Source organism: Labilibaculum manganireducens (assembly GCF_002843385.1).
Taxonomy (GTDB): Bacteria; Bacteroidota; Bacteroidia; order Bacteroidales; family Marinifilaceae; genus Labilibaculum; species Labilibaculum manganireducens.
This window is the reverse complement of sequence record NZ_MVDE01000001.1, coordinates 149,199-173,395: the sequence shown is the minus strand read 5'-3', so window position 1 is coordinate 173,395 and position 24,197 is coordinate 149,199. Positions and strand designations below refer to the sequence as shown.

Genomic DNA, 24,197 nt, shown 5'->3' with positions numbered 1-24,197 from the left:
TAATGAAAAATATCTTGTCTAAAATTAGAAAAGCAGATTCAAAATGAATCTGCTTTTAGGGTAGTAATATAATAATTAGTAATAAAATTACATTTTTAATTTCTTGTCAATTTCGTCAATTTGAGTTTTGAAACCTCTGTCAGTATCAATCAAATTGTTTACTGTTTTGCAGGCATGTAACACTGTAGCATGATCTTTTTTCCCAATTTGCGATCCGATGGAAGCTAAAGAAGCTTTTGTTAGTGTTTTCGAGAAATACATTGCTATTTGTCGAGCCTGTACAATTTCTCTTTTTCTTGTTTTTACCTGCAATACATCAATTGGCAATGAAAAATGATCACATACTACTTTTTGAATGTAATCAATAGAAAGCTCTCGCTTGGTGTTTTTCACCAGCCTGTCGATAATGGTAACAGCTAGTTCAAGATTAAGCTCTTTTTTATTTAAGGTAGACTGAGCTAATAATGAAATTAATGCTCCTTCCAGTTCTCTAACATTATTGGTTACATGACTTGCGATGTATTCAATCACTTCGTTATCAAGTACAATACCATCTTTATATGCTTTCTGATGCAAAATTCGAACTCTGGTTTCGTAATCAGGATTCTGAAGATCTGCCGAAAGTCCCCATTTAAATCTGGAAAGCAAACGATTCTCCATTCCCTTCAACTCAATAGGAGCTTTATCAGAAGTAAGAATTAACTGCTTGCCCGATTGATGAAGGTGATTAAATATATGGAAAAATGTATTTTGAGTTTTTTCTTTCCCTGCTAATTCCTGAATATCATCAATAATTAAAACATCAATCATTTGATAAAAATGAAGAAAGTCATTCTTATTATTATTTCTGATTGCTTCAGTAAATTGTGTCTGGAATTTGTTTGCACTTACATACAATACTGTTTTATCCTGATACAATTCTTTTGTTTTAATTCCGATTGCCTGAGCAAGGTGGGTTTTTCCTAAACCGGAATCACCATACAATACCAATGGATTAAAAGCTGTACCTCCCGGATTTTCAGAAACAGCCACACCTGCTGATCTTGCCAGTCTATTGCAATCTCCTTCAATAAAATTTGCAAATGAATAGTCCGGATTTAATTGCGAGTCGATATGTAATTTTTTAATTCCAGGAATAACAAACGGATTTCGAATGGTTAGTTCTTCCTTATCAGAAGGCATGCTAACCGGACGATTTTTTGTGCTTGAGCCATTATTCCCGGGAACTACAACAGAAAAAGGTTTAGAATTTGCAATGTGATTATTTTCCATCACAACATTGTATTCCAATTTAGCACTGTTGCCAATTTCTTTTCGCAGTGTTTTTCTTAGAATATCAATGTATTGCTCCTCCAAATACTCGTAGAAAAAATGGCTTGGTACTTGCAATGTCAGGATTTGGTTCTCTAAGTTCAATGGTACGATTGGTTCGAACCATGTTTTGTAACTTATCGGGGGCACATTGTCCTTTATTACAGCCAAGCAATTATTCCAAACCTGGAGGTGATGATTATTCATTTCTGTGTCAGTGTTTTAAAAATGTAGGGTGTGCTAAATTTTGCTTATGCAAGATTGTCAAAAAAAAAATGAAAAAAAAATTATTTAGCTATTGACTTTTTAAAAACATTTATTACTCTATATAAAACAAGGGATACAGAATCGTAAAAAAAAAGAAATTATTTAAGTTGCAGTTAATCAATGAATTAATATTAGGCTTTGTTTAACTTTCTGGTTGTTAGTCATTTCCGAATACGATACTTTAAGGTCTTTATTATACAATCTATAATTAATCCACTGTAAACATAACTAGCCGTGCGTTAAATAGATTATTAAACTGATCTTACAAGGTAGGGCTTCAGTTGTTTAAGATGTTTTGATTTACTATAATTTCAGCTTTTCAATATAAATCAATTCTCAGGGCTTATCTTAATTACAAAGGCATCTGGAAAATCATCACGAATTTTTTTAAGTTGTCGGATAATATCTTTATAGTTTTGTGTTTCCCCAATTGTATATTTATACCTTCCGTTAAAATAGATTTCTTCAATCTTTCTGTGTCCTTTAAATGCCGTGTCATCCAAAGGTATTTGAGAGGCAGAAGACATAATCTGAACCTTATAGTAAACGTGATTCTCTTTGTCTTTTTTCTTTTGAGATTTTTCAGAATCCATATAAACGGTTTTTCCAGTATCAAATAATGAAAAATGCATATATTTTTTAGGATTGTTTTTTACATCAATCAGTAAATTGGTCAGACCGTTTGAAGCAGCTTCCAGATTTGTATATAAAGTATCGTTATTAATTAATAAGCCCATAGAACCTTTTCCTGAATTTATTTTTTCAAGAATTTCATTGGTTTGTTTAAGGGTTGCTTTTGCATTGTTTATGGTTTGAGCAATATTTGTAGCCGATAAGGAATCACTAATATTTGAAAAATTAGATAGAATTGTAGATACGTTTTTATTGTTGTCTTTTAAATTTCCTGTTATTGAATCTACATTTGCGAAAATATTTTCAAAATGACTTTTTTGTCCTGTCATTATAGTGTCAAGTGTTCCCGACGCATTTTCAAGTTTTTTAAAGGTTTGTTCGATACTACCAAAGCTTCTTGTTAAATTATCACGCGTGTTCTCATTAAATATATATTGTATTACTGTAAGTACCGAATCAACACCAGACATTAATTTTTCGGCCTTTTTCTTCAGCGGCAACATCTGCATGCTCACCTGTTCTTTTAAATCACCTTCAATACTTCCTTTAATTGTATCGCCTGTTTGAAGCAGAGTTTTCCCTTTGCCGGGTATAATTTTAATCTCCTTTGTGCCCATGATGTCTGCACTCTCAATACGAGCAACCGAATTAGCAGGAAGTTTAAATTGATCAGAGATAGCAAATTCAACAAGAAGATGATCTGCTGATGCACTGCTAAATTTGATGGATTTAATTTGGCCTACTTTATAGCCCTTTAGTGTAACTGAGCTTGATTTTTTTAGTCCATCAACCCTTTCGTATCTTGCATAAAAAACTTGTTCGCTGGAGAATACATTAAATCCTTTCAGAAAGTTTACACCCCAAATTAAAATTACAATGGCTCCAATAACAACAAGTCCTATTTTTGCGTCTTTTGAAAATTTCATAATTCGGTATTTTAATTTCAGATTGAGTGGTTGTGGATAATTTTAATGGCAAAACTACTTATGTTTTTTGAAGTTTTTTCGCTTTTGACAGGGAAATACGTTCTCCATTGTAAAATACAACCACAAAACAGTCATTAACTACTTTTCTAATTTCCTTTTGGAGGATAACAATCTCTTTGTATTTGTCAGTGGACCCAACGGTATATTTATAAACTCCATCGCTCATACGTTCTTTAATATTTTCAAGATTATTGAAAGCAGCAGAGTTTAACGGTATTTGTTTTGTTGACGATTTTACCTGAACACAATATTCGAGTGGTGAATTTGTTTCCGGTTCATTAATTGCAGACGTTGCTATAGTTGTATCAATACGAACTAATTCTTCTTTCCTTTCCAAAACTACGCTCGATTCTTCAACTTTAGTTTTGTAATCGCGAAAAGCCCTGAAAATTGCACTGGCAAGATAATCCTGATTTTCAGAATGCTTCAGGTAATTGGCTTCGGTAGGATTCGAGACAAAACCAACTTCCACCAGTATTGATGGCATACTAACTTGCTTCAGAACCCAGAATCCGGCTTCACGAACACCTCTCGAGTGACGACCGACTCTTGTTTTAAATTGAAATTCGGTGAATTCTGCCAAATTAATACTGTTTTCCCTATTCATACCTTGTAATAGATTAAAGATGATATAGGAGGCAGGATTTTTTGGATCGAATCCTTCATATTTTGTACTGTAATCATCTTCGTAGAGCATAACAGAATTTTCTTTCATCGCAACCGCTAAATTTTCTTTGGTTTTATGCAATCCTAAAGTATAGGTTTCAGTTCCGCTAATAGAAGGATTATCATTTGCATTTGCATGAATAGATATGAATAAATCAGCTTTGTTTTGGTTCGCAATTTCCGATCTTCTATCTAATGGAATAAAAACATCAGTTTTCCGGGTATAAATTACATTAACATTAGGAAAGTATTTTTCTATATAAGTGCCTAATTTAAGTGCAATACTTAGAACAACGTCCTTTTCGTTAATGATTTTGCTTACTGCACCAGGGTCTTTTCCCCCATGACCAGCATCAATTACTACAGTATTGATCTTGGAATGACTGCTTTGCGACATTCCAGCAAGAGGTTGTAGAACAATGGCACATAGCAGTAATAAAACGACTGATGATCTTGTAATTAGACCACGATATATATATTCTGGAATAATGTTCATTAGAAAAATCTTCATAAAAGAACTTAAAAAATGTTTTTGAAGTTCGTTTCGATTAGGGAATATAGCACTTTTATTTGTATTTTTGGCGTCCTAAGAAGGCGTGACTGTTAAATTTGGTCAATCTGACTTGGCGCCGTTTAATTCGATTATTTTACAAAAATAACAGATAAAAATTGCAATTGAAATTACTACAAAGAGTTTTTATTATTTTCATTGGAATAGTATTTCCATTGAGTAGCTTCGGGTTTATTAATCTGACTAATGATTATGGTAATTATCAGCCGGTTACAGAATGGAATACTGTGGCTATCTCAAATTTATTGGAATATAAAATATCAGAAAAAGATACATTGTTAAAAGTTTCGTCGGATACGTTAGTGTCTGATTCTGTTAAAAAGGAGAAAAAAGCTTTTTTTGAGGCAACTATTGAATACAATTCCGATGATACAATTGTTTTTTCTCTTACCGGACAGAAGGTGTTTTTAACTAAGAATGCTTTTGTAAAATATGGTGAGATTGAGTTAAGGGCATACTACATCGAGCTTGATTTGGAAAAGAAAGAAGCTTTTGCTTACGGGATAAAAGATTCAACCGGAACATTTATCGATACTCCTGAATTTAAAGATGGTGCTGAAGAATTTACATGTAAGGAGCTTAAATACAATTTTGACACAGGCAAGGGTTTGGTAAATGAAATTATTACCGAGCAGGAAGGTGGATTCGTACATTCTGAAATTACCAAGCGTATTGATGACAAAACTTTTTATCTTAGAAATGGAAAATATACGACCTGTGATCATCCTCATCCGCATTTTTATGTGAAAATGACAAAAGCTAAGATGATAAAGGACGATAAAATTGTTTCAGGTCCTCTTTATCTGGTGTTGGAAGATGTGCCTTTGCCTATCGGTTTGCCTTTTGCGATGTTTCCTTTTAGTTCTTCCTATTCATCAGGAATTATTGTTCCTAGTTATGGAGAAGAGCAGCGAAGAGGATTCAATCTTCGCGGAGGAGGTTATTATTGGGCGATTAATGAATATCTGGATTTGGCAGTGACTGGTGATATTTTTGCCAACGGATCGTGGGGTGGATATATGGAATCGAGTTATAAAAAGAGATACCGGTTCAATGGCCGGGTTGCTACAGAATATCATTCCAATACCTATGGTGATAAGGGGTTGGCCGATTTTTCGGAGTCGACCGATTTCGCGATTCGTTGGAATCATACTCAAGATGCGAAGGCCAATCCGTATCGAACTTTTTCTGCTTCGGTTAACTTTTCTACCAGTAATAATGATAGAAACAACTCACAATCGATACAGAAGATTACAAATAATCAGAAGCAATCAAGTATTTCCTACAGTAAAAAATGGGCAGACAGTCCGTTTAGTTTGAATGCCAGTTTTCGTCACTCACAAAATAGCAGAGATACTTCAATTTCACTTACCTTGCCTAGTATGTCATTAAATATGACCCAAATTTACCCGTTCCGTACAAAAGGGAAAAGTACCAATTTGAAATGGTATGATAAGGTGGGAGTGAGTTATTCTTCAAAATTGGAAAATAGAATCAATACGAAGGAAAAAGAACTGATGAGTTCTTCATTGGTTAAAGATTGGCAAAATGGATATCAACACAGTATTCCAATTAGTACGAACTTTAAATTAACGAAAGATCTTACACTTTCGCCAACCTTAAATTATCAAGGTGTTTTGTATTCCAAATCGGTAAAGAAAAGCTGGGATGCCACCTTAAAGGATGGAGAAGGTGGTGTTCGAACGGATACGATTCAGGGTTTTAAATACGCACACAATTATTCAACCAGTGCTTCACTTTCCTTAAGTCCAAAAATTTATGGAATGTATACGTTTAAGGAAAGCTCAAAATTAGCAGCTATCAGACACGTAATGACTCCAAGTATTAGTGTGAGTTATACGCCTGAAATTGGTATTCCCAGAAGTAAATATTACAAAACTTACCGAAACGAAGCTACAGATAAAGATGTTGAATATTCAATATTTGAGGGGAGTGTGTATGGAACTCCAACAGGAGCGAAGGAATCAGGAAGTATTAGTTTTGGTTTGGATAATAACGTTGAGGCAAAAATGCGTACGGCAAATGATTCAACCGGAACAGAAGAATTTAAAAAGGTAAAAATTATTGAGAGCTTAAAATTTTCTACCTCATATAATATGTTTGCAGATTCATTGAACTGGTCGAATATCCAAATGTCGGGAAGAACCAAGCTTTTTAATCAAAAATTGGATTTAAGTGTACGCTCAACCGTCGATCCATATAAACTTAATGCTAATAATATTAGAATTAATGAGTTTGGCCCACGATTAACCAATGCCTCTATCGATTTGGGCTTTAGCTTGTCGTCAAAAGATCTGAAGGGAGATAGTGGGAAGGACAATAAAAATGATAAGTCTGCTGAACCTTGGAGAGATACCCGATATGTTGATTTTGATATTCCCTGGTCGTTCTCTATTGATTACGGTTGGACTTATTCGAAACCAACATCAAAAAGTACTGTTGGACAGAGAATGGGTGTGAATGGAAATTTTAGCTTAACACCAAAGTGGAAGGTTAGTTTTTCATCAGGATATGATTTTACAGCTAAAGAAGTAACTTCTTCTCAATTTACGATTACCCGTGACCTGCACTGTTGGCAAATGTCTTTCAATACCATACCATTTGGGGCGTATCAATCTTATAACTTCCGAATTAATGTGGAATCTTCAATTTTGGCAGATTTAAAATACGAAAAGAAACAGGCTTGGCAGGATGTGAATTTTTAACGCTAAACTTTAATAATATTATTAGACCAGTATGTTTTCATGCTGGTTTTTTTATGCCTGATTGAGAATCCAATTTTTAAGAATCTCTTTGCCATACTGTGTCATAATGGATTCAGGATGAAACTGAACGCCGCATAAATTTAATTTTTTGTGGCGAATGGCCATAATCACGTCCTGTTCGTCCCTTGCCGTAATACGAAGGCATTCTGGGAAATTATTTTTTGATAATGCCCAGGAATGATATCTGCCGGAATCGAACTTCGAAGGAATATTTTTAAACAGAAGTTCGTTGTCATCGGCAATTAGTGTAGTTTTTGGAACACCGTGAACAATTTCCTTCAGATTGATTAATTCAGCGCCAAAGTATTCGCCAATGTATTGCATACCCAGACAAACGCCAAGTATTGGTTTTGAATTGGCATATTGATCCAATATTTCACCCATTACTTTTACTTCTTTTGGTAGTCCGGGGCCGGGAGAAAAAATGAGTTTGTCACAATTTTTTATTTGTTTCCAATTTATTTGATCATTCCGCATAACAATTACCTGTTCGCAAAACTGCTCAACGATATGAACCAAATTGTAGGTAAAAGAGTCGTAATTATCTATGATTACTATTCTCATTCAGGCATTTTTATTTTAACTTTGAAGTCGCAAAATAAGCGATTTTTTTACAAACACTTAGAGTAAACAAAATGAAAAAAACTATTAATTCAGAAAAGGCTCCAAAAGCAATCGGACCATACAGCCAGGCTGTCGAAGCTAACGGAACACTTTACATTTCAGGTCAGCTTCCTGTTGATGTTACTACAGGAAAATTTGTAGAAGGCGGTGTAAAGGAGCAAACCGAGCAGGTGATGAAGAACATTGGTTATATACTTGAAGAGGCAGGTTATACCTATAAGGATGTTGTTAAATCGACTTGCTTATTGAGTGACATTTCTGGTTTTGCTGAAATGAATGCCGTTTATGGCGAATATTACAAAGAAGAATGTCCTGCCCGTGCAGCTTTTGCCGTGAAAGATCTTCCTTTAGGAGCATTGATTGAGATTGAAACCATTGCGGTGAAATAAATTCACTGGAGTGTAAAATATGAAAAGGCTGCTGATTTTTGAATTGGTGGCCTTTACTTATTCTAACGGTGTAACTATATAAGAGATAAGTTTGAATAAAGGAAGTATTGCCACACGGTATCGAGTTTTTCCAATACATTAATAAATTTTCCTAATACAGTTAATGATTTCCTCAATATCTTAAAGAATTTCCCTGATACATTTAATGATTTCCTGCATATCTTAATAAATTTCCTAAACACAGTTAAAGATTTCCTTCATACATTAATGAATTATATTATTAAATAAGTGAGTTTCTCTCGTAAATAAGTGAGATATTCTAATTGATTAACGGATAAAGCATCAGGATTGAGGACAGTATTAACCGATTATAGAAATAAAATACTGGAGGGGGGATAAAACAGGGGCGGAATAGGATAGGAAAAGAATATGGATGAATAACAGATTGAATGAATGTTTTAACAGATCGGTTCGCGTGTTGCTTGTCCCAGTATTTTTCAACCGAGGGGTATTGCTGATTTGTACAATTACAATCTGATTAAACCCTTGTTTAGTAGTTAAATATAAATACATGAAAATTATTTAAAATTCATATGAATAGTATTGATGTGTTCTAGAATAGTAGTTTTTATCTGATATCTAAAACACAAATTCTGAGATTTGCATGACTAAGGGTCAAGGGTCAAGGGTCAAGGGTCAAGGGTCAAGGGTCAAGGGTCAAGGGTCAAGGGTCAAGGGTCAAGGGTCAAGGGGGCGGAAGTCCTTAGTTGATCGATACAGATAACACAAGGAGAATAATATGGATGTTTTTAAGCCGGTTTATACGGAGCAAAACGATTGTCAGGATTGTTACAAATGCATAAGGGAATGTAAACTGAAGGCAATTAAGGTAGTTAATAATTCAGCTCAGATTCTCCACGATGATTGTATTTACTGCGGAACCTGTACCTTAATTTGCCCGGTAAATGCAAAGAAAGTTCGCAACGATGTAAATAAAGTGAAGGGTTTATTGAAGCGCAATCAAAAAGTAATTGTTTCATTGGCACCATCATTTGTTACCGAATTCCCAAATCTGTCCGACGGGCAGATTGTTGCCGCTTTAAAAACATTGGGATTTACACATGTGTCTGAAACTGCTTTGGGAGCTCAGAAGGTCTCAAAAAAAGTGTCGGAATTCATCGAAAATCAAGATAAAGGAATTTATATTTCTTCGGCATGTCCATCGGTTGTTGAGATGATCTGTAAACATTATCCAAAATATAAAAATTACATAACCCCGTTTTTATCACCACTTTTAACCCATTCCAAATACCTTAAAAACCGGTATGGAGATGATACTCATGTTGTTTTTATTGGTCCTTGTATTGCAAAAAAAGCCGAGAGTGATCAGTTTCCTGAATTGTTGGATGCGGCACTCACATTTTCGGATGTAAGGAAATGGTTCGAAGAAGAAAATATCGATCCTTATTTATTTTCGGAGGACGAAAAAGAAGAGGTTTTTGTTCCGGGAAAAGCAGGAAGAGGCGTTCTTTACCCAATTGATGGAGGAATGATTATGGGCGTGAAGAACAACACCACTGCAACCGATGCTGTTTATATGACTTTCTCCGGAATTACAAATATTCAATTGGTTTTAACTGATCTGGATAAGTACAAGAAATCGACAGTAATGTTTTTGGAACTTTTGGCCTGCGATGGCGGTTGTGTTAATGGACCGGGAACCAGTAAGTCCTATTCAACTGCGATTAAACGTTTAGAGGTAATCAATAAGCTTGGTAAAGATCAGGCTTATCAGCTGGAAACTGATTTTTCAATTGAAAGAACTTTTGATTCTATTCTGCCAATAGAGCGAAGAGAACATGCTGAGAATAGTATAAAAGAAGCACTAACCATGGTTGGGAAGTACTCCGATAAAGATGAAATTAATTGTGGCGGTTGTGGTTACAACAGCTGCAGGGAGTTTGCAGGAGCACTGCTTGAAGATCGGTCGGAGCCAAACATGTGCGTATCCTACATGCGCAAAATAGCACACGATAAATCATCAGCGCTTTTGCGTAAAATTCCTTCGGGAGTTGTAATTGTCAACGAGCAATTGAAAATTATTGAGGCGAATCTTAGTTTTTCCAGAATGATGGGAACCGAGATTGAACAATTGTACGAAACGGTTCCTGGTTTAGCAGATGCTGATTTGCATAAAATTGCTCCTTTTTACAAGTTGTTTTCATCGGCACTTTCAACGGGAGTTGATAATTTGGAGAAAGATATTCGTTTTGGCAACAAGATGTTTCACATTACACTTTTCAGTATTCACAAAAATAAAATAGTAGGAGCTATTCTTCGGGATATGTCGCAACCTTTTATTCAGAGGGAAGAAGTGATATCGAGAGCAAAATCTGTAAATCAAAAAAATCTGGAAACAGTGCAGAAAATTGCTTACTTACTTGGAGAGAATGCCTCGGAAACAGAGGAAATGCTGAACTCCATCGTCGAATTTTACAGTCTCTCACAAGATTAACTGTCATTTATGTCATCCAATTTTTACATAGAAGTAGAATGCCAGCAGAAGAACTTTAATGGTCAGTCCATTTGTGGTGATGTGTTTATGTCGCGGAAAATAAAAGAGGAGGGACGAACAATTCTTGTTTTATCAGATGGATTGGGAAGTGGTGTTAAAGCGAACGTGCTGGGTACACTTACTGCATCGATGATTCTGAACTACATGAAAGTGAACAAAGATATTCGTAAAGCGGCCGAAGTAATTATGAAAACGCTGCCGGTTTGCAGCAAACGAAAAGCAAGTTATTCCACTTTCACCATTGTTGAAATTGAATGCGATGGAGAGACCCGGATTATTCGTTATGATAATCCGGAATGTTTGATTTTGCGTGGATTGGAAAGTTTTACCCCCGATTGTGAAGAGTTAAGTCTTACGGGTGATCGCAATGAGGGAAAAGTACTGTATTCGTATCGGTTTCTGGCTCAGAAGGAAGACAGGATTGTATTCTGCTCCGATGGAGTTACAAATTCAGGAATGGGAAGTACGCGATTGCCATTTGGCTGGGGCTTGGATAATCTGGATGCGTACGTAAAAGGATTGATTCGCAGACAGCCATTTATATCTGCCCGGCAATTGGGTGTTTCGGTTGTTGACCGGGCCTGTGCTAATTATGGAAATAAACCTAAAGATGATACTTCGTGTGGAGTACTCTATTTTCGGGAACCACGAAATTTATTAATATGTACGGGACCTCCCTACGAAAAATCGAAGGATGCACAGTTGGCAAAACAAGTTGTGGAATTTGTGGGTAAGAAGGTGGTTTGCGGGGGCACAACAGCCGGGATTATCTCTCGTGAAATTCAGGCTCCAATTGAGGTTGAATTAACAATTACTGATTCGGAATTGCCGCCAATATCACATATTAATGGTATTGATTTGGTTACCGAGGGCATTTTAACTTTGGGTAAAGTATATCGCTTACTTAAAAATTACAAGCAAAATTTATCATTGCGACAAGGTCCGGCGGATCTGCTGGTTCGGGTTTTATTGGAAAGTGATAAAATTTTTATTATTAATGGAACAAAAATAAATGTTGCGCATCAGGATCCTAATTTACCAATGGAATTAGAGATACGAAGAACCGTTGTAAAGAATATTGTTGCTCTGCTGGAGGAAAAGTTTTTAAAAGAAGTAGATCTTAGTTATATTTAAAATGAAATATAACCCATATTAAACATGGGGTATTGTTGATTGAATTTCCATTTGGTGGGTAGTCTTGTTGGTGAATTGGAAGAAAGTAACAATCCTCATGAAACAGATCATAAAGACAATAACTAAATGGCCGAAAAAATCGAAATTACCATTTGCTTGGGAAGTTCTTGTTTTTCAAGAGGTAACGGAAAAGCTTTAAAAGCAATTAATACCTTTTTGGAAGAAAATAAATTGAAAGACAAGGTGTTCTTTCATGGTGAATTGTGTACAGGGAATTGTGCAAAAGGACCTATTTTAAAAATTGGAGATGAACTGCACGAGGAAGTCGATCCGGATAGTGTTGTTGAAATATTAAACGGTGTTTTCGGGCTCGTTTAATTAAGTCTTTCAATCCTAAAAAACTCATTATGCCATTAATTGTAACCAATAAGAATAAGTGTAATCTTAGTTATACGTGTATTCGGGTTTGTCCGGCCAAAGCAATTAAAATAAAAGATGATTTTGCAAACATCATTAAAAGCAGATGTATTGGTTGTGGAAATTGTGTTGCCGTTTGTGCTCAAAATGCGATAGAATATAGAAGTTCGGAAGATTTGGTTAAGCAATTGTTAGCTGATACCGAGCCTGTAGTTGCCATATGTGATCCTAGTATTTCCGGTGAGTTTGATGATATTCTGGACTTTCGGAATTTTGTTGGTATGATTAGGGCTTTGGGCTTTGATTACGTTGTTGAAGCTGCTTTTGGTGCAGATTTGGTGGCCTATCGCTACAAGGAACTGTTCAAGAATTTCCATGGGAAATATTATATCTCAACAAAATGTCCGGCTCTTGTAAATAATATCGAGTATTTCCATCCTGGTTTGGTTGATAATCTGGCACCAATTGTACCGCCGGGCATTGCCATGGCAAAAGTAGTACGAAAAAAGTATGGAAAAAATGTTAAGATTGTTTCTTTATCGCCTTGCGTTGCCAGTAAAGATGATGTGAAAGCATTTAATGGAACTGATGGAAGTGTTCATGCGGTTTTGAGTTTTGCAGAATTAAGGAAGCTGTTTACAGAGTACGGAGTTTCGGAAAACTCAGTTGAATTCTCAGAGTTTGATCCTCCATTCGCTCGTTTAGGAGGTTTATTTCCAATTAGTCATGGTCTGTTTCAGGCTGCTGATATTGATATATCGATGCTGAATGGTGGGATTATTAGTACTGAGGGAAGAAATAATTTTTTGAGGTCGATCAATGAGTTTAAAACTCAGCACGATTTATATCAGCATCTTGATTTATTTTATTGCGAAGGCTGCATTATGGGACCTGGAACTTCGCCGGGGGGAAGAAAATTTTCTCGTCGGTCGAAAGTAATTCGTTACGTGCGTAAAAGATTAAAAACTCTTGATGAGATTAAATGGCAGAAAGAAATTGATGAATACAGCGATCTTGATTTAACCCGGGGATTTAAATCGAAAGGAAGGGAGCTTCCAGTTCCTACAGAAGAAGAGATATTGGAAGTATTGGTGGAGATGGGAAAAGGAAAAATTGAGGATCAATTGGGATGCGGTTCCTGTGGCTATGAGTCTTGCAGGGAGTTTGCGATTGCAAAATGTCAGGGGCTGGCCAATTATGAGATGTGTTCTTCCTTTACAATTAAAAATATGAACAGCTATATTAAGGAGCTGGGAAATACAAATGCGCAGTTAACTAAAACAAAAGCGGCTTTAAAGGAATCGGAAAGAATTGCCAACGAAGAAAGAATTATAGCGCAGGAAGCTTCAGAAACGGTGTCGGCTATGTTGCAGAAACTTCCTTCGGGTGTTGTAATTGTCGACGAAAGGCTGAAAGTGATTGAGTCGAATAAAACTTTTGTTGATTTATTGGGTGAAGAGACCCGAATGCTAAATGAAATTATTCCCGGGTTAGTTGATGCAGATTTAACAAAATTGATCAGCTTTCATAAATTCTTTTCCACAGTAATTTTAAATGGAGAGGATATCTTAAATAAGGATGTACATTTTGGAAACAGGTTGTTTAATGTTTCGGTTTTTACCATTAAAAAGAATAAGATTGTAGGTGGTATTATTCGCGATTTATACGCTCCTGAAGTAAGGAGAGAAGAGGTTATTGGCAGAGCAAGAGCGGTTATTAAAGAGAATCTTCAAACAGTGCAGCAAATTGCCTTTTTATTGGGTGAGAGTGCTTCCAAAACGGAAAAATTACTAAGCTCGATCATTAAATCCCATGCTTCAGGGGAAGAAGGGAAAGGCGAATAATGGATGAGAAATTTCATATAGATATCGACTGTCAGCAACTCTTTCATCATGGTGAAATGATTTGCGGTGATGTGTTTCTCTCGAAGAGAATTAAAGAGGAAAACAGAACAATTGCCGTGTTGAGTGATGGCATGGGAAGTGGAGTGAAGGCCAATGTGCTGGCAACTTTAACTGCATCTATGGCGATGAATTTTACCGCAGAGCACAAAGATGTAAAAACCATTGCCGAAATTATCATGAACACGCTTCCTGTTTGCAGCGTTCGAAAAGTAAGCTATTCAACCTTTACCATAATTGATATTGAATTTGATGGAACAACGCGTATCATTGAGTTCGACAATCCCTTGTGTGTGGTAATGCGTGGCTCTGAGGTTTTTGATCCGGGATGGAGGACAATTCTGCTTGACAGTGAAGAAAATCAAGGCAAAGAACTTAGAACCTGTGAATTTACTGCCCGAAAAGAAGATCGTATTCTGTTTTGGTCCGATGGAATTATGCAGTCGGGAATGGGAAGCAGGGAATTGCCTTTTGGATGGGGACATGAAAGTGCTTTAAAATTTGTCACCAATATTGTAAAATCGACCCCTTACATATCTGCCCGTAATTTGGGCATGCAGTTAGTGAAAAAAGCTGCCAGAAACGATCAGGATGAGCTAAAGGACGATACTAGTGCCGGTGTAATTTATTATCGGGAGCCGCGTAAACTTTTAATTTGCACGGGTCCTCCTTACGAAAAGGATAAGGATGCTGAGCTGGCCATGAGAGTGTATCATTTTAAAGGGAAAAAAATTATTTGCGGAGGAACAACGGCCGAAATTTTGGGTCGCGAATTAAATTTAAAATTCGCCGCAGGAATGAAAATTACTGATCCGGAACTTCCACCGGCTTCTTATATGGAAAGCATAAATTTGGTTACCGAAGGCATTTTAACAATTGGAAAAGTTGCCCGGATTCTTGGGGATTACAATAGTGATTATGATTTGGGAGACGGGCCTGCAGATCAGATTGTGCACTATCTTTTACAGAGTGATAAAATTTCTATTATTTCCGGAACAAGAATTAATTTTGCTCATCAGGATCCCAGTTTACCAATTGAATTGGAGATCAGAAGAACAGTTGTGAAAAGAATGGTAAGTCTTCTTGAGGATAAATTTTTAAAAGATGTTACCCTAACTTTTATTTAGCTCAGGTGTATTCAGATTAGATGTAAACAGAAAGTAAGTCTAATAATTTTTGACTTGGTATTGGTTTGGCTATATAATCATCACAACCGGCGTTCAGACTCTTAATCCGGTCTTCGGACATTGCATATGCTGTTTGCGAAATTATTGGAATTTTTGGATTTTGTTTCTTGATGATTTTTGTTGCCTCAAAACCGTTCATTAGTGGCATTTGAATGTCCATTAATATTAAGTCAACCTTATTGCAGTTAAACATTTCAATAGCATCCTTCCCGTTTTTTGCCCAGAGAACTGCAGCCCCTGTTTTTCGGATTACCTCTTCCAAAAAAAGAAAATTGGATTCTACATCTTCTGCAATAAGAATGGTTTTTGAGGACCAATTACGTTCGATTAAATTCATGAGGTATAGTTTGGTGTACTAAATTGGTTTTTTACTTAATTCAAATTTATATAAAATTATTAGCATTCAAAAGAAGATGCTTTATATAGAATCCCTTTAAAAAGGTGGTTGATTAACTATTTATTTTGAATTATCAGGAAATGATATCATATTGGTTTTCATGTGATTTACTGTCGTGTTTGAAATAGATTTGTTGAAACAGCTTAGGTCATACCGATTGTTTATCGGTAATAGGTTGACATTTCTTTCTTAATTGCTATTTTTGATAATTATTGATTGAAATATACCTGCATGACCTCTAAATTTATTCGATTCGGGCTATTTATTAGCTTAACTTTTTTTTGGGTTTCCTCCAAGGCTCAAATCTCTTATGGTGGTGAACCTTTATTTAAAAAAGGAAAGTTAAAGTCGGAATTGTCAACCATTTATTTGCCTCGTTTCGAGACGGCAACAATGAGTAAGGCATATGAACAGGTTGAAGGTAAAAATTATCTGAAGCATGCACAGTATGCTTATCGATATACAACAAGCTACAATGCCTTAAATTCCGGTAAATGGCAGGTTTTAGACGATGGCAGAAGAGTCTGGCGGATATCCATTTCGTCGCCCGGAGCATATTCTTTAGGATTGATTTTTTCTAAATTTAGAATTCCGGCAGGCAGTCAGATGTTTGTTTACAATAATCAATCGAACCGGATACTTGGAGCATACAACGAAAAAAACAATAAAGAATCGGGCAGGTTTTCGGTTGAACCTTTGCAGGGAGATGAAATAACTGTAGAATATATAGAACCTTTGCATCCTGATTTTATTGCGGATTTAGAAATTGGTAGTGTACTGCATGACTATAAAAATATTTTTAATCAGCTGCAAGGAGCCTCCAGGCTAAAATCATCAGGAACCTGTAATGTAAATATTAATTGTACAGCAGGAGATGAATGGCAGGTTGAAAAGCACTCAGTCTGCCATATTTTGTATGGTGGTTACATTGCATCGGGTGCCCTGATAAATAACACCAGCTATGATGGACGGCCTTTTTTACTGACGGCCCATCATGCTGTAAATAGTCAGGAAGATGCAGATGTTGCCATTTTCGTTTTTAATTATGAGGCTGTAGATTGTGAATCCTCTGTTGGTTCAAAATCGCAATCTATCTCCGGATCAAGTTTGCTGGCTACAACAAGCGGGTTGGATTTTACACTTTTAGAACTTTCAGTAATACCACCTGCGTCGTATTCTCCTTATTATGCAGGTTGGGACAGATCAGGCCGGGTACCCATAAATACAACCTGTATCCATCATCCGCAAGGAGATGTGAAAAAAATATCTGCTGATTACGATGCACCGCTAACAGATTCTTATTCAGATACAAAATTTACATTCGATCCCAACACACATTGGTTAATTTTAGAATGGGATTTAGGAACTACAGAAGGTGGATCTTCCGGATCACCTTTGTTTGATGAAAATCATCGCTTAATTGGAGATTTAACAGGAGGAGCGGCTGATTGTGAAGATCCGGAATACGATTACTTTGCGAAGTTTTCAGAAAGTTGGGCCAATTATTCCGAAGCGAATCAGCAATTGAAATTTTGGTTGGATCCATTGAATTTAGGTGTGGAAACAATTGATGGTGTTGATCCATACAAAGGATTAAGAGCAGTTATTACAGTTTCTCAGGATAGTATCTGTTATGAATCTCAGGTTACCTTCGCGGATGTTTCATTAGGTGAACCAGATGAATTTTATTGGAATTTTGGTGATGGAGCTATTCCTCAAACTTCAATAGAAAAAGGACCTCATGTTGTGAGTTACAGTAGTCCGGGTCGTAAGCAGGTTAAATTAATTGTGAGAAGGAATGGGGTTGCTGACAGTGTAGTTCGTTCTGTTTTGGCCATGGATGTTCCTGTGACTAATTTTAATTATACGGTTGATTTGAATAAGGTTCAAATGACAAATACATCGGTTGAAGGGATGACTTACAATTGGAATTTTGGTGACGGAGCAGTTTCAGAGGAGGAAAATCCAAGTCATACTTATGCCGGAACAGGAAAATATACGATAAAACTTAGTGCTGAAAATTTGTGTGGTGTAAATTCAACATCAAAAGAAATAACGACCACCTATAATGATTTAGTAAGGATTTATCCAAATCCATCCGATGGTGCTTTTACTGTTGATTTAAGCCAGATAATTTATTTGCGGACCAATTGGACGGTATATGATACAAAAGGAGCTCAGATTCGCTCAGGAGTTGTTTCCAGCTATGAAAGTATGATTAATTTTAATCTGAATGGATTGTCTTCAGGAGTCTATATCTTAAACTTGAATATTGACGGTGTTGATTTGAAAAGAAAACTCCTGCTGACAAATTAAAAAATAGTCTCATTCTATTTTTTTAAGCAAATAGAATGAGAACTAATGTTGTTATTTTTCAATTTTTTGAAATGAAGTTACAATTCCTTTGATTAATGCAGACGAAAAACCTTGATGTTCCATCTCGTTTAATCCAACAATAGTACAGCCTTTTGGTGTAGTAACCTTGTCAATTTCCGATTCGGGATGATCATTATTAATCTGGAGCATTTCGGCAGCGCCTTTTACTGTTTGAGATACTATTTGTTTGGCGGTATTGGCATCAAAACCAATTTGAATTCCACCTTGAATCATTGCACGGATAAAACGGAACACAAAAGCAATTCCACAAGCACCTAAAATGGTGGCCGCCTCCATTAGTTCTTCATTAATAATCAGGCTTTCTCCAACACAATCGAAAACAGCTTTAATGTTTTTTGTTTCTGCCTGAGAAGCATTTTTGCTGCAAATACAGGTTGTTGATTCAGATATATTGGCTGCAATATTCGGCATAGCTCTAAAAACCGGTATTTTATGATCCAGCATTTCTGAAATTTCTTCGGTTGTCAGTCCGGTTGCAAGAGAAACAAGTACATGTTTTCCTTCAATAATTTCGCCCTTAATCTCTTTAATTATTTTTCCAACATTGTATGGCTTAACAGCAATTAAAATAATATTGGAATTTTTAACAGCTTCACAGTTATCTGATGTGACTGTTGCTCCCTCTGTTGCTAAATCTGCTATTAAATCAATATTTCTTCTTGTTGCAGTTACATGGCTCGGGCTAAAGACATCATTATTTAAAAGTCCTTTAACAATCGAACGACCTAAATTACCACAACCAATAACACAAATTTTTTGATTTTTCATATTCATTCATATTTGTCTGATAACACGATTTAAATATAAGTTAATTAAAACTATATGAAATCGGGCTTAAAATATTTGCAAGAAAATAAGGAGGTGTGTATAATTTTTATCAGTGCATAAAAGTACAATTTTTTTTGAAATCAGGAGAATAAAAAATTTCATCTGTTACTTATTTACTATAGCAGTGTATTGTTGTATTAATCTTATTATTAACAGGTGTTTGTGTGTTTATTTTTAATGCGTTAATGTCAATAACCTGTTGACCGCTATTTTCTTTTTGGATATTTGTTTTGAATTTTAAAAATAAACCATATTTTTGCTAAAACGATTTAGTAAACCGATTTAGTAAAGCCGAAAACCTTTGAAAAAGAAATCAATTAAAGATATTGCCCAGGATTTAGGAGTTTCAAAAACTACTGTCTCATTTGTTTTAAATAAAAAAGGAGATGAAAAGAACATCAGTAAAAAAACTCAAAAAGTAATATTGGATTACATTAAAGAGGTAGGCTATCAGCCGAATCAAATTGCCAAGAGTTTAAAAAATGGGACAACTAATACTATTGGTTATCTGGTTCCTGATATTTCGAATCCATTTTATGCTAAAATTGGACGAATGATTGAAGATTTGCTTTGGGAAAAAGGATATCATTTACTAATTGGCAGTACCGATGAGAAAAAAGAGAAAGAGGAGTTATTGATTAATATGTTTGTAAACAGGCAGGTTGATGGATTAATTATTGCGTCTTGTTTTATAAAAGGAGACGTTTTAAAATCTCTTTCCAGGCAAAATTTCCCAATGGTTTTTTTCGATCGGGAAGACCCTGATTTTTTAGCCAATTATATTTTGGTTGAAAACAAAAATCCGATGAAGGAAGCCATTCAGAAAACAATAGACAAAGGAGCAAAAAGAATTGGTCTGTTGTCAATTACACCGGATGTTTATTCATTAAAACTAAGGATAGATGGGTACAAGCAGGCATTAACAGATAATGCTTTGGAATATGATGAAAATTTACTTCGAATTGTAGATCACAATCATATTAAAGAAAGTGCTCAAAAGGAATTGAAATATTTGATTGAAGCTGGGGTTGATGTAGTTGTTTTTACTAATAATCAGATTACTGCTACGGCTATTTGGTTAATGAATATGCATTATCCTGAAAAGGTAAAAGAAATCACCTTTGTGAGTTTCGATAATCTGGACATTTTTGATTATTCGATGCCTAGAGTAATTTCTATTGCACAACCTATAATGAGCATTGCCAGGCAATCTGTCGATATTCTGGAGGAAGTAATTAAAAGCAAAGAAAGTAAGAATACAAGAATAGAATTGAAACCTAAATTAATAGAACGTTAATAATAAGAATCAACAATGAAGAATAATTATCTAAAATCAGGGCCAATTTTTTTGGCATTCTTGTGCATGGGATTTGGTGATGTTGTAGGGCCGCTTACAAGTCAGTTACAAAGCGAGTATGAGTTGAGTAACGTTTTGGCTGGATTGGTAACCTTTATGGGGTTTATCATGTTTGGTTTACTTTCCGTTCCAATGGGATTGTATCAGGATAGAAAAGGAAAAAAGCGAGTGTTGCTTCTTGGTATGCTGGCAGCGCTGGTAGGTTTAGTCTTGCCTATATTAGGCAATTTTTCATCATTTGGATTGTTATTAGGATCATTATTACTGTTAGGAACAGGTGCTGCTTTGCTGCAGGTTGCAGGCAATCCAATTATGAGAGATGTATCACCTGAAGGAAAATATTCAAGAAATTTATCGTTCGGACAGTTTATTAAGGCAATTGGTTCTTTGTCGGGTGCTTTAATTCCATTGTTGGCGGCTAAGTATTGGGGATTGGACTGGAAACTTTTGTTCCCAATTTATTCCGGTATTCTTTTAGTTGCAGCAATTTATTTATATGTTGTTACTATTGAAGAGAAAAAAGATGATTCAGCATCTCCAGCTTCGTTTGGTTCAGTTTTCGCTTTGTTGAAAAATCCATATGTTTTCTTTATGGTTTTAGCTATTTTCTTATACGTTGGTTCAGAGGTAAGTATGAGTGCTAAACTTCCAAACTATTTATCTGAAAAATTTAGCTATGATATTAAAGAGTTAGGCTTGTGGGGAACCTTATTTTTCTTCATTGCTTTAATGACCGGTCGCTTTTTGGGAGGTGTAATTTTGAATTGGATGTCTCCTTCAAGATTTTTGAAAATTACAACTCTTTTGTCTTTAATTGGGATTGCCGGACTTTATATAGCATCAAGTTCGATAATGGGATTTGCTGCAATATTTTTAATTGGATTGGGATTTGCTAATATTTTCCCATTGGTATTTTCAATAGCAATTGATGCAATGCCGGAAAGAAGCAACGAAATTTCAGGTCTGATGGTGACAGCTATTATTGGAGGTGCAATTGTACCTGTAATATTTGGAGCTGTAGCAGATGTTTTCTCACTTATGGGTGGTTTTGTTGTTACGCTGGTGTGTATTGGTTACATTTTTGGATTGTCGTTTTACAAAAGAAAGTAAGAAAGCATATGAATATTTGGAATGATAAAAGGGTTGTGATGACTCTTGATGCAGGAGGAACAAATTTTGTTTTTTCGGCAATGAAAAGCGGGGAAGAAATAGTTGAACCAATTCGAAAGTCATCAAATGCAGATCAGCTTGATTTGTGTCTGAAAACAATTGTTGATGGATTTCAGGAAGTTATGAATCTGCTTGCAGAGAAACCTGTTGCAATTAGTTTTGCATTTCCGGGACCAGCCGATTACAAAAATGGAATTATTGGTGATTTGCCGAATCTTCCTGCATTTAGAGGAGGCGTTGCTTTAGGACCGATGCTTGAAGAGAAATTCTCAATACCGGTTTTTATTAATAATGACGGTGATTTATTTGCTTATGGCGAAGCCTTGGGAGGCGTATTGCCAGCTATCAATAAACGTTTGGAAGAAGAAAATAGTCCTAAGCGTTATCGTAATTTAATTGGAGTTACACTTGGTACCGGATTTGGAGGCGGATTAGTGCACAATAATGAATTATTTACTGGCGATAATTCGATTGCAACTGAGGTTTGGTTAACCAGTTCAAGAGTTTTTCCTGATCGTTTTGCTGAAGAGGGAATAAGTACCCGGGCTATTCAAAGAACATTTCTGGAAAATGCAAAAGGCAAGTATTCCAATGAACTGATGCCAAAAGATGTTTATGATATTGCTGTGGATAGTAATAATCCGGATCAAAAAGCAGCTCTAAAGGCATTTGAACTGTTTGGAACATGTTTAGGAGATAGTTTGGCTAATCTTTTAACCATTACCGATGGTATTGCTGTTATAGGTGGAGGGTTAACCGGCGCTCATGATTTATATATGCCAGCAGCTTTGAAAGAGATGAATGGAAATTGTTTCACTGCAGGTGGAGAATCTCTTCCTCGTTTGGTACAAAAGATCTACAATATTGATAACGATGAAGAATTTAAAGAATTTGCTTCGGATTGTTCAGTAGATATACAAATACCTGGAACAGACAAAACGATTAAATATGATCCAAATCCTCGTTTAGCAGTTTGTTTCAGTAAGCTTGGAGCAAGTAAAGCGATTGCAATTGGAGCATATGCATTTGCATTGAAAAATTTGAAATAATAATTTTCATTGAAATCATGGAGAGAAGAACTTTTTTAAGAAATTCAATTTTGTTTTCCGGAGGAATTGCACTGACAGGGTTTGGTGCAGCTGCATCCCCTAAAGGCTTAAGTTACGTTTCAAATCGACCAGCAAAAAATAAAAGGAATTTTGTTAGTTCTTCTGTCGATGAGATGATTGATCAAATAAAGGAGAAAATTTCGAATCCGGAATTGTCGTGGATGTTTGAAAATTGTTTTCCAAATACATTGGACACTACAGTTCAGTATTCTGAAGAATCGGGTAAACCGGATACTTTTGTAATTACGGGCGATATAAATGCCATGTGGCTGCGGGATTCAACAGCTCAGGTATGGCCGTATTTATCATTGGTTCCCGAAGATGAAAAATTAAAAAACTTGTTTAAAGGTTTAATCAACCGACAAACAAAATGTGTTTTGATTGATCCATATGCAAATGCTTTTAACAAGGGAGCTGAAGGGAGTCACTGGGAAAGTGATTATACAGAAATGAAAGCTGAGCTGCACGAACGAAAATGGGAAATAGATTCTCTTTGTTATACTATTCGTTTAGTGTATCACTATTGGAAAACTTCGGGTGATGACAGCTGTTTTGATGCGAAATGGGAAGAGGCTGCTGAATTAATTGTTAAAACATTTAAAGAGCAGCAACGAAAAGAGGATAGAGGTCCGTACTCTTTTCAAAGAAAAACAAGAAAGCCTTATGACACATTACCGGGTGGAGGCTATGGTAATCCTGTGAATCCTGTTGGATTAATTGTTTCTTCATTCCGACCATCTGATGATGCAACCCTTTTGCCGTTTTTGATTCCTTCTAATTATTTTGCTGTAGTTTCGTTGAAACAATTGGCTGAGATTGCAACTCATTTAGGTTTGCAGACTAAATTGGCTGAAGAAACCTTGAAGCTTGCAAATGAAGTAGACGAAGCGCTTGCAAAGTATGCTGTTTCGGATCATTTAAATTATGGCAATATATTGGCATTTGAGATAGATGGTTTTGGAAATAAGCTGTTTATGGATGATGCAAATATTCCAAGTTTGCTGTCTCTTCCTTATTTGGGAGCAATGGAAACGACTGATTCTCTTTATCAAAACACCCGAAAGTTTGTTTTGAGCGCAAATAATCCGTGGTTTTACAAAGGGAAATATGCGGAAGGAATCGGAGGGCCACATGTTGGTGCTGATATGATTTGGCCCATGAGTATTGTGATGAGGGCGATGACTTCTGATGATGAACAGGAAATTATTAGCTGCATGCAAATGCTGATTGATACTCATGCAGAAACAGGGTTTATGCATGAAACATTTCATAAAAATAATCCTGAAAATTTCACAAGATCATGGTTCGCCTGGGCAAATACATTATTTGGGGAATTAATAGTTAAGTTATTTCATGAGAGACCAGCTATTTTAGGAATTATATAGGTTGAAATGTAATAAAATATAATGCTGTTTCATGATTAGTAGTTTGTAAAATGGAACAACATATAGTAAGATTTTGCAGTAGTAGTGTGCTGCCCTTCGGATTGAGA

General features: G+C 35.8%; 18 protein-coding genes. 12 read left to right on the top strand and 6 right to left on the bottom strand.

Features of this window, described 5'->3' with window-relative positions:
• Positions 1 to 87: 87 nt before the first annotated feature.
• The 3 genes from dnaA to BZG01_RS00730 all read right to left on the bottom strand — a co-directional run bounded on the left by dnaA (position 88) and on the right by BZG01_RS00730 (position 4,359).
• The gene (gene dnaA, locus BZG01_RS00740; protein ID WP_101307908.1) at positions 88 to 1,518 is read right to left on the bottom strand and encodes a chromosomal replication initiator protein DnaA; all 1,431 of its coding nucleotides are present in this window, start codon (positions 1,516 to 1,518) and stop codon (positions 88 to 90) included.
• Between the two features lie 389 nt (positions 1,519 to 1,907).
• Positions 1,908 to 3,137 (bottom strand): MlaD family protein, encoded by a 1,230-nt coding sequence (locus tag BZG01_RS00735; protein WP_101307907.1) that lies wholly within the window; start codon positions 3,135 to 3,137, stop codon positions 1,908 to 1,910.
• Between the two features lie 58 nt (positions 3,138 to 3,195).
• Entirely contained in the window at positions 3,196 to 4,359 is a 1,164-nt protein-coding gene (locus BZG01_RS00730; RefSeq protein WP_180327156.1) for an N-acetylmuramoyl-L-alanine amidase family protein, read from the bottom strand.
• A gap of 179 nt (positions 4,360 to 4,538) precedes the next feature.
• Here BZG01_RS00730 and BZG01_RS00725 point away from each other — a divergent pair, with 179 nt between their 5' ends.
• The gene (locus tag BZG01_RS00725; protein ID WP_143470800.1) at positions 4,539 to 7,160 is read left to right on the top strand and encodes a putative LPS assembly protein LptD; all 2,622 of its coding nucleotides are present in this window, start codon (positions 4,539 to 4,541) and stop codon (positions 7,158 to 7,160) included.
• A 51-nt stretch (positions 7,161 to 7,211) separates the two neighbouring features.
• Here the strand turns inward: BZG01_RS00725 and BZG01_RS00720 are convergent, their stop codons facing one another.
• Positions 7,212 to 7,784, bottom strand: a complete 573-nt coding sequence (locus BZG01_RS00720) for an anthranilate synthase component II (protein ID WP_101307904.1) — start codon at positions 7,782 to 7,784, stop codon at positions 7,212 to 7,214.
• A 71-nt stretch (positions 7,785 to 7,855) separates the two neighbouring features.
• Here BZG01_RS00720 and BZG01_RS00715 point away from each other — a divergent pair, with 71 nt between their 5' ends.
• From BZG01_RS00715 to BZG01_RS00690, 6 genes are all read left to right on the top strand, one after another.
• A complete protein-coding gene (locus BZG01_RS00715) occupies positions 7,856 to 8,233 on the top strand; it encodes a RidA family protein (protein WP_101307903.1) in 378 nt (125 codons plus the stop codon).
• A 799-nt stretch (positions 8,234 to 9,032) separates the two neighbouring features.
• A complete protein-coding gene (locus BZG01_RS00710; protein ID WP_101307902.1) occupies positions 9,033 to 10,748 on the top strand; it encodes a [Fe-Fe] hydrogenase large subunit C-terminal domain-containing protein in 1,716 nt (571 codons plus the stop codon).
• Between the two features lie 9 nt (positions 10,749 to 10,757).
• Positions 10,758 to 11,942: a SpoIIE family protein phosphatase gene (locus tag BZG01_RS00705; RefSeq protein WP_101307901.1), complete on the top strand. Its 1,185-nt coding sequence runs from the start codon at positions 10,758 to 10,760 to the stop codon at positions 11,940 to 11,942.
• A gap of 126 nt (positions 11,943 to 12,068) precedes the next feature.
• Positions 12,069 to 12,320 (top strand): NAD(P)H-dependent oxidoreductase subunit E, encoded by a 252-nt coding sequence (locus BZG01_RS00700; RefSeq protein ID WP_101307900.1) that lies wholly within the window; start codon positions 12,069 to 12,071, stop codon positions 12,318 to 12,320.
• 29 nt (positions 12,321 to 12,349) lie between these two features.
• Positions 12,350 to 14,203: a [Fe-Fe] hydrogenase large subunit C-terminal domain-containing protein gene (locus BZG01_RS00695; protein WP_101307899.1), complete on the top strand. Its 1,854-nt coding sequence runs from the start codon at positions 12,350 to 12,352 to the stop codon at positions 14,201 to 14,203.
• Positions 14,203 to 15,387, top strand: a complete 1,185-nt coding sequence (locus BZG01_RS00690; protein ID WP_101307898.1) for a SpoIIE family protein phosphatase — start codon at positions 14,203 to 14,205, stop codon at positions 15,385 to 15,387. The genes BZG01_RS00695 and BZG01_RS00690 overlap by 1 nt, the downstream gene beginning before the upstream one ends.
• 16 nt (positions 15,388 to 15,403) lie before the next feature.
• On the opposite strand, the gene BZG01_RS00685 is transcribed toward BZG01_RS00690, so the two are convergent.
• The gene (locus tag BZG01_RS00685) at positions 15,404 to 15,784 is read right to left on the bottom strand and encodes a response regulator (RefSeq protein ID WP_101307897.1); all 381 of its coding nucleotides are present in this window, start codon (positions 15,782 to 15,784) and stop codon (positions 15,404 to 15,406) included.
• A gap of 291 nt (positions 15,785 to 16,075) precedes the next feature.
• On the opposite strand from BZG01_RS00685, the gene BZG01_RS00680 reads away from it, so the two are divergent.
• Positions 16,076 to 18,160 (top strand): T9SS type A sorting domain-containing protein, encoded by a 2,085-nt coding sequence (locus BZG01_RS00680; protein ID WP_101307896.1) that lies wholly within the window; start codon positions 16,076 to 16,078, stop codon positions 18,158 to 18,160.
• 51 nt (positions 18,161 to 18,211) lie between these two features.
• Here the strand turns inward: BZG01_RS00680 and proC are convergent, their stop codons facing one another.
• A complete protein-coding gene (gene proC / locus BZG01_RS00675; protein WP_218972973.1) occupies positions 18,212 to 19,009 on the bottom strand; it encodes a pyrroline-5-carboxylate reductase in 798 nt (265 codons plus the stop codon).
• A 361-nt stretch (positions 19,010 to 19,370) separates the two neighbouring features.
• Between proC and BZG01_RS00670 the strand changes: the two genes are divergently transcribed.
• The 4 genes from BZG01_RS00670 to BZG01_RS00655 are packed head-to-tail and all read left to right on the top strand — an operon-like array spanning position 19,371 to position 24,090.
• Positions 19,371 to 20,366 carry a LacI family DNA-binding transcriptional regulator gene (locus BZG01_RS00670; protein ID WP_101307894.1) on the top strand — a complete coding sequence of 332 codons (996 nt, stop codon included), beginning with the start codon at positions 19,371 to 19,373 and terminating at the stop codon, positions 20,364 to 20,366.
• Between the two features lie 15 nt (positions 20,367 to 20,381).
• Complete coding sequence (locus tag BZG01_RS00665) at positions 20,382 to 21,536, top strand: MFS transporter (RefSeq protein WP_101307893.1); 1,155 nt, start codon at positions 20,382 to 20,384, stop codon at positions 21,534 to 21,536.
• An 8-nt stretch (positions 21,537 to 21,544) separates the two neighbouring features.
• Positions 21,545 to 22,645: an ROK family protein gene (locus BZG01_RS00660; protein ID WP_101307892.1), complete on the top strand. Its 1,101-nt coding sequence runs from the start codon at positions 21,545 to 21,547 to the stop codon at positions 22,643 to 22,645.
• A gap of 17 nt (positions 22,646 to 22,662) precedes the next feature.
• Positions 22,663 to 24,090: a glycoside hydrolase family 125 protein gene (locus BZG01_RS00655; protein WP_101307891.1), complete on the top strand. Its 1,428-nt coding sequence runs from the start codon at positions 22,663 to 22,665 to the stop codon at positions 24,088 to 24,090.
• Positions 24,091 to 24,197 lie beyond the last annotated feature (107 nt).